The following is a 16,461-nucleotide window of genomic DNA, read 5'->3' as shown; positions in this document are numbered from 1 at the left end:
GCTCACCGGGCAACTCCGCGCCGGACAGCCCGAACAGCGCGGGCGCCCCGAGCGGATCGATCTCGAGCTGGACGCCGCACTGCGAGCGGCCCTACTCGATCGGCACCGGGCCGGTGTGCAGCACCAAGCGCCGCTTGTACGGTCGCCTGGGGCGCGCGGAAGCGGATCGGGCAGGCAGGGCTGATCACCACCGAGACATGCCGCGACGGCAGGCCGCGATGGACCCGCACCGTCACCTCGTCCTGCCGGTATCCGACGTATCGCGACACGTGCGGCCGCACCGCCGGGTGCTGACGGGGTATCACGAACTCACTGCCCACCCCTCGGCGGCACGGCGGGCGCGGACTGACGACCGTCAGCTGACCGTGACGACCGGGGATCCGGTGCCTTCCCGGCCGGACTCGGCGGCCTCCTCCGCGATGCGCATGGCCTCCTCGAGCAGGGTTTCCACGATCTTGTGCTCGGGCACCGTCTTGACGACCTCGCCCTTGACGAAGATCTGCCCCTTGCCGTTGCCGGAGGCCACGCCCAGGTCGGCCTCGCGCGCCTCACCGGGGCCGTTCACCACACAGCCCATCACCGCCACGCGCAGCGGGACCTCCAGGCCCTCCAGCCCGGCGGTGACCTCCTCGGCCAGCTTGAACACGTCCACCTGGGCCCGGCCGCACGACGGGCAGGAGACGATCTCCAACTTGCGCGGCCGCAGGTTCAGCGACTGCAGGATCTGCTGCCCGACCTTGACCTCCTCGACCGGAGGCGCGGACAGCGAGACGCGGATGGTGTCGCCGATCCCCTGCCGCAGCAGGGCGCCGAACGCCACCGCGGACTTGATCGTGCCCTGGAACGCGGGGCCGGCCTCGGTCACGCCGAGGTGCAGCGGGTAGTCGCACTGCTCGGCCAGGATCTCGTAGGCCCGGATCATCACCACCGGGTCGTGGTGCTTGACGCTGATCTTCAGGTCGTGGAAGTCGTGCTCGGCGAACAGCGACGCCTCCCACAGCGCCGACTCGGCCAGGGCTTCCGGGGTGGCCTTGCCGTACTTGCGCAGGATCCGCGGGTCCAGCGAGCCCGCGTTGACCCCGATGCGGATCGGCGTGCCGTGGTCCTTGGCCGCCTGGGCGATCTCGGCGACCTTGTCGTCGAACTTCTTGATGTTGCCCGGGTTGACCCGGACCGCGGCGCACCCGGCTTCGATGGCGGCGAAGACGTACTTCGGCTGGAAGTGGATGTCGGCGATCACCGGGATCTGCGACTTGCGGGCGATCGCGGGCAGCGCCGCGGCGTCGTCGGCCGACGGGCAGGCCACCCGCACGATGTCGCAGCCGGCTGCGGTCAGCTCGGCGATCTGCTGCAACGTGGCGTTGACGTCGGCGGTCACCGTGGTCGTCATCGACTGCACCGACACCGGGTACTCGCTGCCGACGCCGACCGAACCGACCATGAGCTGCCGCGTCTTGCGTCGTTCCGCCAGCACGGGTGGTGGCGTGCCGGGCATTCCGAGGTCGATGGTCACGCCCCCACGATACCGACGGCCCCCGATCGGGTACCGGCGATGGGGAGCCAGCTCACCCCGGCCGTTGCGGCTAGTTCGGGAACAGCCGGATCGGGTTGACGATGTCCGCGGTGACGGTCAGCAGCACCACCGCGCCGCCGAGGACGACCAGGACCATCGTCACCATGGACAGCTTGCTGTAGTCGACCGGGCCGCCTGCCGGCTTGCCGCGCAGCTTGCGCAGCCAGTCCCGCACCTTCTCGTACCAGCTCACCGCGATGTGCCCGCCGTCCAACGGCAGCAGCGGCAGCAGGTTGAACACCCCGACGAAGAAGTTCAGGCTGGCCAGCAGCAGGAAGAACAGCTCCCACAGGCCCGCCTCGACGGCCTCGCCGCCGATCCGGCTGGCGCCCACCACCGAGACCGGGGTGTCCGGGTCGCGTTCCTCGCCGAAGATGGCCTCCACCACCGCGGGGATCCGCTCCGGGAAGCGCAGCAGCGCCTCCCAGGTCTTTTCGAACATGTCGCCGGTGAACGCGACCGCGGCGGGCAGCGCCTCCCAGGCGCCGTATTCGTACTGGCGGGGGAAGCTGACCCCGATCATGCCGACCGACTCCAGCTCCGGCTTGCCGTCGCGCACCACCGGGTTGCCGGTCGCCGGGTCGAACTTGGGCCGCTTGACCTGCACCACGTCCACGGTGATCGGCACCTGCCTGCCGTCCCGCTCCACGGTCAGCTGCAGCGGCCCGGTGTGCTTGCGGACGATCTCCTGGATCTCGCCGTAGTTGTCCACCGGCTTGCCGTCCACCGCGACGATGACGTCGCCCTCCCGCAGCCCGGCTTCCTTGGCCGGCGCGCGGTCGGCGGCGGTGCAGGTGAGGGTGCGCAGCTCGTCCGGTGTCGTGGCGTCCTTGGCGCAGCTGACCTGTGCCAGCTCCGGGGTGCCGTTGAGGTTCGGCAGCCCCATGCTGACCGCCAGCAGGTACAGCACGACGAACCCGAGGACGAAGTGGGTGAACGACCCGGCGGCCAGCACCACGGTGCGCTTCCACACCGGGTAGCGCCACATCGCGCGCGGCGCTTCGTCCGGCGTCACCTCGTCCAGCGCGGTCATGCCCGCGATGTCGCAGAAGCCCCCCAGCGGCACGGCCTTCAGGCCGTACTCGGTCTCACCCCGGCGGAAGGAGAACACCCGCGGCCCGAAGCCGACGAAGTACCGCCGCACCTTCATCCCGAACATCTTCGCGGCGGCCAGGTGCCCCGCCTCGTGCAAAGCGATCGAGACGCAGATACCCAGCGCGAACAGGATCACGCCGAAGATGTAGACCACGCTATGCGTTCCTTCCTCTGGCTCGCCGTCGAGCCCACCGTTCCGCCGCCAGCACGTCCTCGATGTCCCGCGGCTCGCGCCGCCATTCGTCGGCCGCGCTCACCACTTCCGACACAGTGTCCACGATCGACGTGAAGCTGGCGTTCTGTGCCCGGAAGGCCGCCACCGCCTCCTCGTTGGCCGCGTTGTACACCGCGGGCACGCAACCGCCCATCTTGCCCGCCTCGCGGGCCAGCTCCACGGCGGGGAACGCATCGTTGTCCAGCGGCTCGAAAGTCCAGGTCGCGGCCTTGCTCCAGTCGCACGCGGCGGCCGCCCCGGGCACCCGCTCCGGCCACGCGAGCGCCAGCGCGATGGGCAACCGCATGTCCGGCGGGCTGGCTTGCGCGATCGTCGAGCCGTCCACGAATCGCACCATCGAGTGCACCACCGACTGCGGGTGCACCACCACCTCGATGCGGTCGTAGGGCACGTCGAACAACAACTTCGCCTCGATCAGCTCGAGGCCCTTGTTGACCAGCGTCGCGGAGTTCACGGTGATCACCGGGCCCATGTCCCACGTGGGGTGGGCCATGGCCTCCTCGACCGTGACGTCGGCCAGCTCCGCCCTGGTGCGGCCGCGGAACGGGCCGCCGGAAGCGGTCAGCACCAGCGCATCGACTTCCTCGCGGCGGCCACCCCGCAGCGCCTGCGCCAGCGCCGAGTGCTCCGAGTCGACCGGCACGATCTGGCCGGGGCGAGCGGCGGACAGCACCAGCGACCCGCCCGCGATCAACGACTCCTTGTTCGCCAGCGCCAGCGTCGCCCCGGTCTCCAGCGCCTTCAACGTCGACGCCAGCCCCAGCGATCCGGTCACCGCGTTGAGCACGACGTCCGCGCGGACGGCGTCGATCAGTTCCGTGCACGCGTCCGCGCCGGCGAAGACCCGCGGCAATCGCACCTGCCCGGCGACGGGCCGGCGCCGCTCTGCTTCGGCGGCCAGCGCCTGCCGCACCTCCTCCACCGCGGCGGGACGGACCACGGCGACCGCTTCCACCCCGTGTTCGACGGCTTGCCGGGCCAGCAACCGCGGGTTGCTGCCACCCGCCGCCAGGCCGATCGCGCGGAACCGGTCCCGGTTGGCCGCGACGACCTCCAGCGCCTGGGTCCCGATCGACCCGGTGGAGCCGAGCACCAGCACGCTGCGGCGGCCGTCCTCACCGTGTGTGGTCACCGCTTCATTCTGGCCGACGCCGGGCACACCCCCGGCGCCCGGTGTGCGATCATTCGGGCGGAAAGCGCCCGCACGACGGGCGGTGGACGCAGGAGGAGCACCGGTGGCTGGACAGGAACTCGAGACCAGGTCCAACGTCAGCCCGGCGGACGAGCCGTCGGCCGAGTGGGGGTGGCACGGCAGCTTCCCGAACCTGGTGCAGGTGATGGGCTGGGCCATCGTCGCCGTGCTGCTGCTGATGCTGATCGGCAACCACACCGGCCGGGTGGAGGACGTCTATCTGGTCGGCCTGGCCGCGATCACCGCGGGCCTGCTGGTCTTCGACCTGCGCAGGCGGCGCACCTCCTGGCGCCGGTAGCCGCCTGCGCAGTGCCTGGCCTGCGTATCGAACCCCGGGCCAGCGGGTATCCGGCCAGGCATGACTGATCCACGCCTGAGCGATTCCCTGCCCGACGGCCTCGACGAGCGGACCGTGTCCGCGGTGGGGAAGCTCACCGAAGCACTCGAGACCGTGGAGGTCGCCCGCGGGCACCTGTATGCGTTCCACCAGCTGACCGGATCGGCCGACTTCAAGGTCGGCGAGGCCGTCGAGGAGCTGGCCGAGGCCGGCCACACCGCGCTGGCCGAACGCCTGCGGCGGGAGCTGGTCGGCCGCAACGTGCTGCCGGGCCGGTAGACCTTCCAGGTGGTCGAGGACTACGACGAGACGTACTACCAGCCGTTCCGGGAGTTCGAGCGGGAGGCCCGCAAGCTCACCAACGGCCACACCCACCTGCACGAGGCCCAGCTGAAAGCGCACCGGCCCACGCCGGGCGAACCGGGTCACGAAGCGACCCCGGCCGACGTGCCGGGCTGATCTGCCGGCCTGCCCTGACTCGCTTGCTGTCCCGCCATGCGGACCAGTCGTGCACCGCTCGGACCCGGGTCGCCCGAATGATGGAAATAGCTTCTCGCATCGTGGACGCGGTAGGTGCTGGGCGCAACGGCCGTTAGCGTCGACGCCAGTTGCAGCCACGACTGGAGGAGACGCCGAATGTCCGACGGTTGGTCGTTCGAGACCAAGCAGATCCACGCAGGTGCGGAGCCCGACCCGACCACGGGCGCGCGGGCAACTCCGATCTATCAGACGACGTCGTACGTCTTCCGCGACACCAAGCACGGCGAGGATCTGTTCAGCCTGGCCGAACCGGGCAACATCTACACCCGGATCATGAACCCGACGCAGGACGTGCTCGAGAAGCGGATCGCCGCGCTCGAGGGCGGCGTGGCCGCGCTGGCGTTCGCGTCCGGGTCGGCGGCCACCACGGCGGCGATCCTCAACGTCGCGAGCGCCGGCGACCACATCGTGTCCAGCCCCTCGCTGTACGGCGGCACCTACAACCTGTTCCACTACACGCTGCCGAAGCTCGGTGTCGAGGTCACCTTCATCGACGACCAGGACGACCTGGACGCGTGGCGCGCCGCCGCCCGCCCCAACACGAAGGCGTTCTTCGCTGAGACGCTGGCCAACCCGGGCGGCAACGTGTTGGACGTGCGGGCCGTGGCCGACGTCGCGCACGAGGTCGGCGTCCCGCTGATCGTGGACAACACGGTGCCGACGCCGTACCTGCTGCGGCCGATCGAGCACGGTGCCGACGTGGTAGTGCACTCGGCGACCAAGTTCCTCGGCGGGCACGGCACCACCATCGCGGGTGTGCTGGTCGACGGCGGGACGTTCGACTTCGGTGCCGACCCGGAGCGCTTCCCCGGCTTCAACGAGCCCGACCCCAGCTACCACGGCCTGAAGTACTGGGAGGCGCTGGGCCCCGGCGCGTACGCCGCCAAGGCCAGGGTGCAGCTGCTGCGGGACACCGGGCCTGCGATCGCCCCGCTGAACGCGTTCCTCATCCTGCAGGGCATCGAGACGCTGTCGCTGCGGATGGAGCGGCACGTGGCCAACGCCCAGGCTCTTGCCGAGTGGCTGGAGCAGCGCGACGAGGTGGAGCGGGTGTACTACGCGGGCCTGAAGTCCAGCCCGTTCTACGCGGCCGCGCAGAAGTACCTGCCCAAGGGCGCAGGCGCCGTGGTGTCGTTCGAGCTGCGCGGCGGCGCCGAGGCGGGCCGGGCCTTCGTGGACGGCACCGAGCTGCACAGCCAGCTGGTCAACATCGGTGACGTGCGCAGCCTGATCGTGCACCCGGCCAGCACCACACACAGCCAGCTGTCCCCGGAGGAGCAGCTGTCCAGCGGCGTGACGCCGGGCCTGGTGCGGCTGTCGGTCGGCCTGGAAGGCATCGAGGACCTCAAGGCGGACCTGGAGGCCGGTTTCCGGGCCGCCAAGGCGGCGCTGTGACGTCAGCGGACACCGATCCCCTGCCCGTCACCGGTGCGTGGCGGGCAGGGGATCCGCCCGGTCGCCGGTCGTTCTTCCGGCACGACAAGCCACTGCGTCTGGAGACGGGCCGTTGCCTGCCCGAGTACCAGCTCGCCTACGAGACGTGGGGCAAGCTCAACGCGGACGGCTCCAACGCCGTGCTGGTCGAGCACGCGCTGACCGGTGACAGCCATGTCGCCGGGCCAGCCGGGCCAGGCCACCCCACCCCAGGATGGTGGGACGGCCTGATCGGCCCGGGTCATGCCCTGGACACCGACGAGTACTTCGTCGTGGCCCCGAACGTGCTCGGCGGCTGCCAGGGGTCGACCGGGCCGGCCTCACCGGCTCCCGACGGGCGGCCGTGGGGATCCCGGTTCCCCCAGATCACCATTCGCGACCAGGTGAACGCCGAGACGGCGCTGGCCGACCACCTCGGCATCGAACGCTGGGCCGCGGTGATCGGCGGCTCGATGGGTGGCATGCGGGCGCTGGAGTGGGCGGTGAGCTACCCCGAGCGGGTGGCTTCTCTGTTGCTGCTGGCGTGCCCGGCCGCCGCGTCCGCCGAGCAGATCGCCTGGGCGAGCCCGCAGATCCACGCCATCCTGTCCGACCCACAGTGGCGGGGAGGCGACTACTACGACGCACCGCCGGGTGGCGGTCCGCACGCCGGGCTGGGCATCGCCCGGCGCATCGCGCATTTGTCCTACCGCAGCGAGCAGGAGCTGGCGGTGCGCTTCGGCCGCTCGCCCCAGGGCGACGAGGACCCGTTCGCCGGCGGCCGGTTCGCCGTGGAGTCCTATCTCGATCACCACGCGAACAAGCTCGTCCGGCGGTTCGACGCGGGCAGCTACGTGGTGCTGACGCGCGCCATGAACCTGCACGACGTGGGGCGTGACCGTGGTGGTGTCAAAGAGGCGCTGCAACGCGTCACGGCGCGAACCATCGTCGCGGGCTTCGACAGCGACCGGCTGTACCCGCTGTACCAGTCGCACGAGCTCGCCGACGGCATTCCGACCTCCGGCCCGGCCAGGGTGATCTCGTCGCCGTACGGGCACGACTCGTTCCTCATCGAGATCGACGAGGTCGCCACGTTGATCAAGGACCTGCTGGGCTGAGGCCGCGTCACGGCTCGATGAGCCCGGCCCGGATGGCGTACCTGGTCAGCTCGAGCCGGTCGCGCAGCCCGAGCTTCTGCAGCAGGTTCGCCCGGTGCCGCTCGACCGTCTTGACGCTGATGTGCAGCATCGCGGCGATGTCCCGCGACGAGTGGCCCTCCGCGACCAGCTTGAGCACTTCCTCCTCGCGTTCGGTGATCACCTTGGGCGGCTCGTCCTCCCCCACCCGTTCCAGGTAGCTGCGGATCAGCGTGGTGACCGCCCCGGGATACAGGAACGGCTCGCCCCGCATGGCCGCCCGGCAGGCTTCCACCAGGTCCCGGTCGGCGACCGACTTGAGCACGTACCCCGACGCCCCCGCCTTGAGCGCTTCGAACAGGTACTGCTCGTTGTCGTACATGGTCAGCATCAGGATGCGGATGTCCGGGAACTGCCGGGACAGCTCGCGCGCGGTCTGCAGGCCGGTCATCCGCGGCATCGCGATGTCCAGGATCGCCAGGTCCGGGGGCTCCTGCTTGGCTTTGGCCAGCGCCTCCGCGCCGTCGCCCGCTTCGGCGATCACCGTGAGATCCGGCTCGCCGTCCAGGATCAGCCGCACCCCGCGACGCACCAGCTGGTGGTCGTCGGCCAGCAGGATGCGAATCTTCGACATCGTGGTGATCACCTGCGCTCCGGTTCTCGGACAGGGACGCTCAGACACACCTCGGTGCCGCCGCCCGGCGGCGAGGCCAGCTGCAGCTGCGCGCCGATCAACAGCGCGCGTTCCCGCATGCCGCTGATGCCTGCTCCTTCGGCGCTGTCGCCGATCCCACGGCCGTTGTCGCGTACCCGCAGCACGACCGCGGAATTCTCCACGTGCAGGTGCAGTTCGGCGCGGGTGGCCCTGGCGTGCCGCGTGGTGTTGGTGAGCGCTTCCTGTGCGACGCGGTAGATCACCAGCTCGACCTGCGGGTCCAGCGGCGGGATGTCCGGGTCGATGCGGTGCCGCACGGTGAGTCCGGCCCGGTCGGACGACTCCGACGCCAAGGCCTTCAGTGCGCTGGTCAACCCCAGTTCCTCCAGCACGCCGGGGCGGAGCCGACGCGCGATGCGGCGAATCTCGTCCAGGCTCGCGCGGGTGGTCTCCTGCACCTGGTGCAGCTCTTTGCGCACCTCGTCGTCGGCGTGGTCGGCCACTCGTTTGAGTTCCAGCAGGACCGCGGTCAGCGTCTGGCCGACCTCGTCGTGCAGCTCCTGGGCGACCCGCCGCCGCTCGGCCTCCTGCGCCGACAGCGCCCGGGCGGCGCTGAACCCGCGCTCGGCCTCCAGCCGGTCCAGCATCGCGTTGAAGGTGCGGATCAGCTCGGCGACCTCACCGCGGCCACGGGCAGGCAACCGCGGCACCGGCTTGAGCAGGTCGGCGGTGCGCATCGCCCTGGTCAGCCGGTCCAGCGGCGCCAGGCCGAACTTGATCAGCAGCGCGTTCGCCACCAGCACCACGGCCACCCCGGTTCCGACGATCAGGACTTCCGTCAGCAGCACGGGTGTGGATACAGTGACGGGTCCGAGCAGGAGCGCGGCACCGGCCACCACCAGCACGATCGCGTTGAGCAGGAATATCCGCCCGAACAGGGACATGGGCGGCCCTCCTTGGTGTCAAGCCGAGCTTCGCCGGTGGCTCGGCGGCTGTCCATCCGGGGCGACACCCAGTTTGGCCGGCGCGCGACCCGCGTCCTGCGCTGGCCGGCGGCGCCCGATATACATGATTTACCCGAACGGGTATGGGTGCTCTCACCGATACACCTTTCGCCCAGCTAACGATTGAATGGGATCCCGGGCGGCACGCTGCCCCGGGATGCCCGTGACGAGCAACGGACGGAAGACCCCGCATGCAGGCTGGCGACATCGCCCAGAACGTACCCACCGTGACCGTGGACGACGTCGTTTCGCGTGCCGTCCGGCTGATGGCCGTGCGCAGGCTGCCCGGCCTGGTCGTGGTGGACGACAAGAAGCGCCCGTCGTTCGTGCTGCCCGGCACCCAGGTGCTGCGGCTGGCCGTGCCCGATGCGTTCCAGGAGGACCCGGCCCTGACCAGGACCATCGACGAGGAACACGCCGATCAGTTCTGGATGGAGCTCGGCGAGCGCACGGTCGGTGACTGCATCCCCAAGCCTGCGCCGAAACCGATCACCGTGCGCGCCGATGCCACCCTGCTGGAAGTCGCCGCGCTGATGGCGCGTGCGCACAGCCCGCTGGTCGCGGTCGTCGACTCGCACGGCAGGCTGACCGGCGGCATCACCTTGGAGCGGCTCATCACCAGCCTCGCCGTTTTCGGGCCGGACGAGGTCGGCGGAACGGGAGCGGCCCAATGAGTGCCGTCGCGGCACTCACCATTTTCGTCGTCGCCTATGTCTTCATCGCGACCGAGAAGATCAACAAGGTCAAGGTCGTCCTGATCGCGGCAGGCCTGATGGCCGTGCTCGGTCTCATCCCGGGCTCCGAGGTCTTCTTCTCCGAGCACGAAGGCGTCGACTGGAACGTCATCTTCCTGCTGTTCGGGATGATGGTCATCGTCGGGATCGTCAAGCAGACGGGTCTGTTCGACTACTTGGCGATCTGGGCGGCGAAGAAGTCCCGCGGCAAGCCGTACCGGCTGATGGTCATGCTGATGCTGATCACGGCCGTCGGCTCGCCGTTCCTGGACAACGTCACCACCATCATGCTGGTCGCGCCGGTGACCGTGGTGGTGTGCAACCGGCTGCGCATCTCGCCGCAGCCCTATCTGATCGCGGAGATCCTGGCCTCCAACATCGGCGGTGCGGCCACGCTGATCGGTGACCCGCCGAACATCATTATCGGCAGCCGAGCCGGGCTGACCTTCAACGACTTCCTGGTGCACATGGCGCCCATCGTGGTGGCCATCTTCGCCGCGTTCGTGCTACTCACCCGGGTGCTGTTCCGCAAGTCGTTCGAGTACCACCCGGAGCGGGTGGCGGCGGTGATGGCGCTGAACGAACGGCGGGCGATCACCGACATGGCCATGCTGCGCCGCTGCCTGGCGGTGTTCGCCCTGGTGGTGGTGGGCTTCTGCCTGCAGACGGTGATCGGCCTGGACCCGGCGATCGTGGCGCTCGTCGGCGCCGGCCTGATGCTGCTGGTGACCAACGCGGACGTCAACGACGTGCTCGAGGAGGTCGAGTGGCCCACACTGATCTTCTTCTTCGGGCTGTTCGTGATGGTGGCCGGCCTGGTGCACACCGGAGTCATCGGTGCCGTCGGCGAGTTCACCGCCACCGCCTTCGGTGACAACTATTTGCTGGCTGCCACAAGCCTGCTGTTCGGCTCGGCGGTGTTCGGCGCGTTCTTCGACAACATCCCGTACGTGGCGACGCTCGCACCGATCGTGCAGGGCATCACCGACGGCATCGCGGATCCGGCCATCAGCGACGCGTTGTGGTGGGCGTTCGCACTCGGGGCGGATTTCGGCGGCAACGGCACAGCGGTCGCGGCGAGCGCGAACGTGGTGGCTATCGGCATCGCCGCCCGAAGCGGTCATCCGATCAGCTTCTGGCAGTTCACCAAGTACGGGATCATCGTCACCATCTGGAGCACCGCGCTGGCGTGGCTGTACGTCTGGTTGCGGTACTTCGCGTAGTGCCGGGTGCCTGCCGTCAGCCGGGGCGCGGCGGTTCCAGCTTCTCCAGCCAGATGGTGAGCAGCCTTTCCAGCTGGGTGACCTGCTCGGGGGTGAGGTCCGCCAGCAGCCGCTGCTCGTTGCGGACGTGTTCGACGAACGCGCGGTCGATGAGGTCGCGGCCCGCCGGGGTCAGTGCCACGACGCGGCCCCGGCCGTCCTTGGCGCTGCGCCTGCGGGTCACCAGCCCGGCGCGCTCCAGGCGGTCGATGCGTTTGGTCACCGCGCTGGTGGTGACCATGGTGTGCGCGGCGATCTCACCGGGCGCGCGCTCGAACGGCTCCCCCGCCCGGCGGAGCGTGGCCAGCACGTCGAACTCCCCCTCGCTGAGCCCGAATCGCCGGTAGATCACCTTGAGCTGCTCGGTCAGCAGGATCCCGACCCGGTGCAAGCGGCCGATGACACCGATCGGGGTGACGTCCAGGTCCGGCCGGACGCGAGCCCAAGCCGCCTGGATACGCGCCACGTGGTCCATCGGACGAGAGGCGCCTGCGGGATAGTTTCCTTGGAAGCTACTCTGGTTTCCGTGGAAAATACCGTGCGCTGGAGCCTCGTCACCGCCATCGCCCCGATCGCGTGGGGCTCCACGTACTTCGTCGCCCACGAGTACATTCCTCCCAACCATCCGCTCCTCGGCGCGATGCTGCGCGCCCTCCCCGGTGGTCTCATCCTGCTCGCCCTGCGACCCGGGAGGCCACGCGGGTCGTGGTGGTGGAAATCGCTGGTGCTCGGCACGCTCAACGTCGGCGCGTTCATGGTGTTGATCTACATCGCGGCGCAGTCGCTGCCCAGCAGCCTCGCGTCGACCATCATGGCGCTCTCGCCCGCGGTTCTGTTGCTGCTGGCCTGGCCCCTTGCCGCGGAACGGCCGACGGCCAGGGCGCTGGCAGGGGCCGCGATCGGGATCAGCGGCGCGTGCCTGATGGTGTTCACCGCGGTCACCGACGTCGATCCGGCCGGGGTGGCGGCCTCGGCCGCGGCGATGCTGATGTCGTCGCTCGGCTACATCCTGGCCAAACGGTGGAACGGCGAAGTCGACGTGCTGACCTCGACGGCGTGGCAGTTGGTGGCGGGCGGACTGCTGCTGACGCCGGTGGCCGTCGCCGTCGAAGGATGGCTGCCGCCGCTCGACGGTGCGGCGATCGCCGGTTACGTCTACATCGCCGTGGTGGCCACCGCCATCGCCTATGCGGCGTGGTTCAGCGGTCTTGCGCACCTGCCTGCCTCGTCGGTGGGACTCATCGGCCTGCTCAATCCGGCGACCGGCGTGCTGCTGGGTACGGCGATCGCCGGGGAGATGCTCAGCGTGCGGCAGGTCGTGGGGTTGGTTCTCATCGTCGTGGGGCTGCTGTTCAGTCAGCGGATCGCCGGTCAGCGGCCGAGGCGGCCCCAGCGAGCGGATCGTCGCACCGCGGCCGAGCCGGCCACCGCCGGCTGACGTCCCCTGCTCCGCGATGGCCGGCCACTGCTCACGCCTGCGGCGCCCCGACGCGGATCGCCAGTCACCGACCGGGCCAGCCACCGCTGACTCACGGGTTCGCTGCCGACCGACCAGCCAGCTGCCCACCCCAGCGGCGCCCCGAGAGCGGGACACCGCTCAACGACGGCCGACCACAGCCACCGCATCGCGCCTCGCTGCTGACCAGCCGCTCGCTCCCCACCCGTGTCCAGACAACGGGCCGACCCTCAACGACGGCCGACCGCAGCCAGCACATTGCGCATCGCTTTCAGTCCACTAGCCAGCTGCTTGACCCCCGCCACAGGGGCACCTCCGACAAGGGATCACCCTTCGGCGGCAGGGCTACCACATCGCGCCCCACTGCCCGCAGACCAGCCGACTTCTCCCCAGCGGCGCCCCGACAATGGGCACCGCTCAACGACCGGGTCCACCACCGCCAGCTGACCGCTGCACTGCCCACCAACCAGCCAACCGCCCACCCCAGCAACGCCCCAACAACGGGCCACCGCTCAGCGACCGGGCCGACCACAGCCAGCACATCACACCCCACTACCCGCAAACCAGCTCGATGCTCTGCACCAGCGTCAAGGCTGTCCCTGCGAGCACGTCGTCACTCAGCCACCCAGTGCGCAGGTTGTACTCCCGGTGGGCGAGAAGCAGCCCCAGCCAGCTGATCACTCGTCGAAGGTCGCCTGCCCGGCCCACACCCGGTCAGGGAGATCCGTTCCGCGGCGCCGTGGGAGCCGTCCCCTTGTTCTGCACTTGTTCTGCTGCGGCATGCCCAGCCCGGCATACAGCGCCGTCGGAGCGTTCTCCCATGCAGCGCGATCGGACCAGGCCAGGCGTGTCAGTCCTGCCGCCAGTAACCGCAGAAGTACACCTGCTCCTTGCCGAAGCCACGCTCATTGACCAGATGCCTGCGCACGGAAGTGGCCAGACTCGACTCGCCGGCCACCCACGCGTAGCAGTGCCGCGGTTCCAGCCGGGCCGCGCGCAGTTCGGCGAGCACCAGGGCACCACGGGCGGCTCCGGCCGGCGCACGGTGCAGCCAGCGGATGTCGGCGCCGGGCGGGTGGGCAAGCTCGAGTTCTGCACCGGCATCCTCGACCTCGAGCAGCGCCAGTACTTCGATCGACGCGTCCAGCTGCTCGAGTGCGGCACTGATGGCGGGAAGCGCCGTCTCGTCGCCGACAAGCAGCATGCGTCGCGTGGTGGGCGGTGGATCGAACCGTGCCCCGTCGAAGAGGATGCCGATCTTGTCGCCAGGGACGGCGCGACGGGCCCAAGCCGACGCCGGGCCGTCGTCCCCGTGCAGCACGAAGTCGATGTCCAGCTCCCCGGCGGCCACGTCGACGGATCGCACTGTGTAGTTGCGCACGATCGGGCGGATGCTCTCCGGCATCGCGCACACCTCGGGCCACCAGCGGGCACTGATCGGCAGACGCAGCTCCGCATCGGGACGAGGCGGGAAGAACAGCCGCACCAGCTGGTCTGGCCCCGCGTAGTCGAACTTCTCGACGTCGTCGGCGTACAGCCTGATGCGGACCATGTGGTCGGTGAGCCAGGTGGTCGAGACCACAACGGCCGGCATGGCCAGCGCCTCCCGCTCCGCGGCTCGCCGGACCGTTTGTACCGTCACGTGACCTCCATCGATTAGCCTCACCTAACTTGGCTTAGCTGAGCCTTACCTTAGACGAAGACGCGCCACGTGTCGCGGTGGCCGTCATCACTTCGTGGGCACCTGGCGAGCCCTTGACCTTGCCGCCCATCACCGGTGACTTCCCCGCCACACGGCGGTTGACACACGTGCTACGGACGGGCCGCTGAGATGGCTTCCAGCAAGCCGTTCGCGCACAAGCCGCTCACACCAACCGCCGTCATGAAGCCCCTGGCAGAGGCCGTTGCCACAACACTGCTGGCGAAAGCCCCGGTGAGGGCGTGCCGAGTTGCCGTCGGGACCCCATGCTGCCACCGGAAGCCACTGCACGGGTCGCTGCCCGAAGCCACTGCAAGCCATCACCGAAGCCGCTGCCCGGCCGCTACCGAAGCCGCCGCAGAATCGGCGTCCGGCACCACTATGAAGGGTCACTGCCCGGCACTGCCGCAAAGGGCCTCAGCCCGGCGTCATCGCACGCAGCCACTGTTCAGCGCCATTGCACGCAGCCACTGTTCAGCGCCATTGCAAAGAGTCACCACTCGACGCAGCCGCAAAGAGTCGCTACCCGGCGCCACTGCACGTGCAGCCGGATGAGACCAGTGCAGGACCCGCTGCCCGAACAGTGGCGGTCGCCGGCACCCGGCCGTGGCGAACGGATCGCGGCAGGCGCTCTGCTCACAGCGAAGCAGCCCACAGCAGATCGAGCGGCGCGGGAAGGTCCCCTCCCCGGACGATCGAGGTATGAGCAACGACGAAAGCACGCGGATCTTCGACAAGCGCATGCGCGAAGACCTGCGGAGCCAGCGCGTGCTGGTCCTCGACGGCCCGCTGGACGACGACAACGGCACGGCGCTGATCACCCAGATACTGCTGCTCGCGGCCCAGGACCCGGGCAAGGACATCGCGTTGTGGATTCATTCGCCCGGCGGCTCGGTGCCGTCGATGCTCGCGATCCGGGACGTGATGAAGCTGGTGCCGTGCGATGTCACCACGGTGGCGCTCGGCCTGGCGTGCAGTGCGGGTCAGTTCCTGTTGTCGGCTGGGACCAAGGGCAAGCGGTACGCGCTGCCGCACGCCAGGATTCTGATGCACCAGGGTTCCGCAGGCATCGGAGGCTCAGCGGTCGAGGTGGAGGTGCAGGCGGACGACCTGCGTCACACGCGGGACACGGTACTCGGGCTCATCGCCGAGGACACCGGGCAGGACGTCGAGCGGATCTTCACCGACTCGCTGCACGACAGGTGGTTCACCGCGCAACAGGCGATCGAGTACGGGTTCATCGATCACATCGTCGACGATTTCGCCCAGCTCGAAGGCCCGCTGCGGCGCGCACGGTTCGGGATGGTGGCGGACTGATGAGCAGCTACCCGATCCCGAACGTCATCACCCGCAACGCGGGCACCGAACGCATCATGGATGTCTACTCGCACCTGCTGACCGAGCGGGTGGTGTATTTGGGGACGCCGATCGATTCCGGGGTGGCGAACACGTTGATCGCCCAGCTGCTGCACCTGGAGTCGGAGTCGCCGGAGGCGAGCATCGACCTCTACATCAACTGCGAGGGCGGCGATCCATCGGCCATGCTGGCGATCTACGACACCATGACCTACATCAAGGCGCCGGTCCACACGACCTGCGTCGGGCAGGCGGTCGCCGCCGGGGCGGTACTGCTGGCAGGCGGCGCTGCGGGACATCGGGCGGTCCTGCCCCACTCGCGGGTCGTGCTGCACCAGCCCGCGGTCCAGGGGCGCGGCTCCATACCGGACCTCATCCTGCAGGCCGACGAAGTGGTGCGGGTGCGCGCGCAGTTCGAGGCCATCCTGAGCGAGCACACCGGGCGCTCGGTGGAGCAGCTGAGGCACGACACCGATCGCGACCGGGTCTTCGACGCCGCCGGGGCCGTCGAGTACGGGCTGGCCGACGTGGTGCTGACCCACCGACCGTGACATGGCCACGAGGGCACCGGCTGGCCTCGGCTGCCGGCTCCTGCGACGCCGCATCCGGCGCGCCCAGCTCTGCGACGCCCCATCGGCGACGGCCTTGCAAGGGGCCCGTCGGCGGCCACTGGCGCCGCGGCATCACCCTCGGCAACCGCCGACTCTGCGGCGGCCCTGTCGGCGGCCACCCGCTCAGCGAGGATCCCGTCCACAGTCACATGGCTCTGTATGG

Annotated in this window: 16 protein-coding genes and 1 pseudogene; 9 read left to right on the top strand and 8 right to left on the bottom strand. The window is 69.7% G+C overall.

The window, feature by feature from the left end; genetic code table 11:
- Positions 1 to 355: 355 nt before the first annotated feature.
- From ispG to dxr, 3 genes are all read right to left on the bottom strand, one after another.
- Complete coding sequence (ispG, locus tag YWY_RS0113485; protein WP_028848029.1) at positions 356 to 1,513, bottom strand: flavodoxin-dependent (E)-4-hydroxy-3-methylbut-2-enyl-diphosphate synthase; 1,158 nt, start codon at positions 1,511 to 1,513, stop codon at positions 356 to 358.
- A 70-nt stretch (positions 1,514 to 1,583) separates the two neighbouring features.
- Complete coding sequence (locus tag YWY_RS0113480) at positions 1,584 to 2,822, bottom strand: M50 family metallopeptidase (protein ID WP_028848028.1); 1,239 nt, start codon at positions 2,820 to 2,822, stop codon at positions 1,584 to 1,586.
- Between the two features lies 1 nt (position 2,823).
- A complete protein-coding gene (gene dxr, locus YWY_RS0113475) occupies positions 2,824 to 3,996 on the bottom strand; it encodes a 1-deoxy-D-xylulose-5-phosphate reductoisomerase (protein WP_028848027.1) in 1,173 nt (390 codons plus the stop codon).
- A gap of 142 nt (positions 3,997 to 4,138) precedes the next feature.
- Here dxr and YWY_RS0113470 point away from each other — a divergent pair, with 142 nt between their 5' ends.
- The 4 genes and pseudogenes from YWY_RS0113470 to metX all read left to right on the top strand — a co-directional run bounded on the left by YWY_RS0113470 (position 4,139) and on the right by metX (position 7,503).
- Positions 4,139 to 4,393 carry a DUF2631 domain-containing protein gene (locus YWY_RS0113470; RefSeq protein ID WP_028848026.1) on the top strand — a complete coding sequence of 85 codons (255 nt, stop codon included), beginning with the start codon at positions 4,139 to 4,141 and terminating at the stop codon, positions 4,391 to 4,393.
- 60 nt (positions 4,394 to 4,453) lie between these two features.
- Positions 4,454 to 4,891, top strand: a pseudogene (locus tag YWY_RS21980) (hypothetical protein).
- A gap of 177 nt (positions 4,892 to 5,068) precedes the next feature.
- On the top strand, positions 5,069 to 6,367 hold the full coding sequence (locus tag YWY_RS0113460) for a bifunctional o-acetylhomoserine/o-acetylserine sulfhydrylase (RefSeq protein ID WP_028848025.1): 1,299 nt from the start codon (positions 5,069 to 5,071) through the stop codon (positions 6,365 to 6,367).
- Positions 6,364 to 7,503 carry a homoserine O-acetyltransferase MetX gene (gene metX / locus YWY_RS0113455; protein ID WP_028848024.1) on the top strand — a complete coding sequence of 380 codons (1,140 nt, stop codon included), beginning with the start codon at positions 6,364 to 6,366 and terminating at the stop codon, positions 7,501 to 7,503. The genes YWY_RS0113460 and metX overlap by 4 nt, the downstream gene beginning before the upstream one ends.
- A gap of 7 nt (positions 7,504 to 7,510) precedes the next feature.
- On the opposite strand, the gene YWY_RS0113450 is transcribed toward metX, so the two are convergent.
- On the bottom strand, positions 7,511 to 8,155 hold the full coding sequence (locus YWY_RS0113450) for a response regulator (RefSeq protein ID WP_038045300.1): 645 nt from the start codon (positions 8,153 to 8,155) through the stop codon (positions 7,511 to 7,513).
- An 8-nt stretch (positions 8,156 to 8,163) separates the two neighbouring features.
- Positions 8,164 to 9,120 (bottom strand): HAMP domain-containing sensor histidine kinase, encoded by a 957-nt coding sequence (locus tag YWY_RS0113445; protein WP_028848022.1) that lies wholly within the window; start codon positions 9,118 to 9,120, stop codon positions 8,164 to 8,166.
- Positions 9,121 to 9,371: 251 nt separating this feature from the next.
- On the opposite strand from YWY_RS0113445, the gene YWY_RS0113435 reads away from it, so the two are divergent.
- Positions 9,372 to 9,854 carry a CBS domain-containing protein gene (locus tag YWY_RS0113435; RefSeq protein WP_028848021.1) on the top strand — a complete coding sequence of 161 codons (483 nt, stop codon included), beginning with the start codon at positions 9,372 to 9,374 and terminating at the stop codon, positions 9,852 to 9,854.
- Positions 9,851 to 11,137 (top strand): ArsB/NhaD family transporter, encoded by a 1,287-nt coding sequence (locus YWY_RS0113430; protein WP_028848020.1) that lies wholly within the window; start codon positions 9,851 to 9,853, stop codon positions 11,135 to 11,137. The genes YWY_RS0113435 and YWY_RS0113430 overlap by 4 nt, the downstream gene beginning before the upstream one ends.
- A 16-nt stretch (positions 11,138 to 11,153) precedes the next feature.
- Here YWY_RS0113430 and YWY_RS0113425 read toward each other — a convergent pair whose 3' ends face one another.
- Entirely contained in the window at positions 11,154 to 11,651 is a 498-nt protein-coding gene (locus YWY_RS0113425; protein ID WP_038045068.1) for a MarR family winged helix-turn-helix transcriptional regulator, read from the bottom strand.
- 51 nt (positions 11,652 to 11,702) lie between these two features.
- Here YWY_RS0113425 and YWY_RS0113420 point away from each other — a divergent pair, with 51 nt between their 5' ends.
- Positions 11,703 to 12,614 carry an EamA family transporter gene (locus YWY_RS0113420; protein WP_028848018.1) on the top strand — a complete coding sequence of 304 codons (912 nt, stop codon included), beginning with the start codon at positions 11,703 to 11,705 and terminating at the stop codon, positions 12,612 to 12,614.
- Between the two features lie 570 nt (positions 12,615 to 13,184).
- Here YWY_RS0113420 and YWY_RS24800 read toward each other — a convergent pair.
- On the bottom strand, positions 13,185 to 13,313 hold the full coding sequence (locus YWY_RS24800) for a hypothetical protein (RefSeq protein ID WP_281168991.1): 129 nt from the start codon (positions 13,311 to 13,313) through the stop codon (positions 13,185 to 13,187).
- A gap of 169 nt (positions 13,314 to 13,482) precedes the next feature.
- Positions 13,483 to 14,274, bottom strand: coding sequence for a siderophore-interacting protein (locus tag YWY_RS0113410; protein ID WP_038045066.1), 792 nt, complete (start codon positions 14,272 to 14,274; stop codon positions 13,483 to 13,485).
- 759 nt (positions 14,275 to 15,033) lie between these two features.
- On the opposite strand from YWY_RS0113410, the gene YWY_RS0113405 reads away from it, so the two are divergent.
- Together YWY_RS0113405 and YWY_RS0113400 are read left to right on the top strand one after the other, a co-directional pair.
- On the top strand, positions 15,034 to 15,648 hold the full coding sequence (locus YWY_RS0113405) for a ClpP family protease (protein WP_028848016.1): 615 nt from the start codon (positions 15,034 to 15,036) through the stop codon (positions 15,646 to 15,648).
- Entirely contained in the window at positions 15,648 to 16,238 is a 591-nt protein-coding gene (locus YWY_RS0113400) for a ClpP family protease (RefSeq protein WP_028848015.1), read from the top strand. The genes YWY_RS0113405 and YWY_RS0113400 overlap by 1 nt, the downstream gene beginning before the upstream one ends.
- Positions 16,239 to 16,461: the final 223 nt, after the last annotated feature.

It is taken from the genome of Thermocrispum agreste DSM 44070, assembly GCF_000427905.1.
Taxonomy (GTDB): Bacteria; Actinomycetota; Actinomycetes; order Mycobacteriales; family Pseudonocardiaceae; genus Thermocrispum; species Thermocrispum agreste.
Note: the sequence above shows the minus strand (reverse complement) of the source record. Positions and strands in the feature narration are given on the sequence as shown.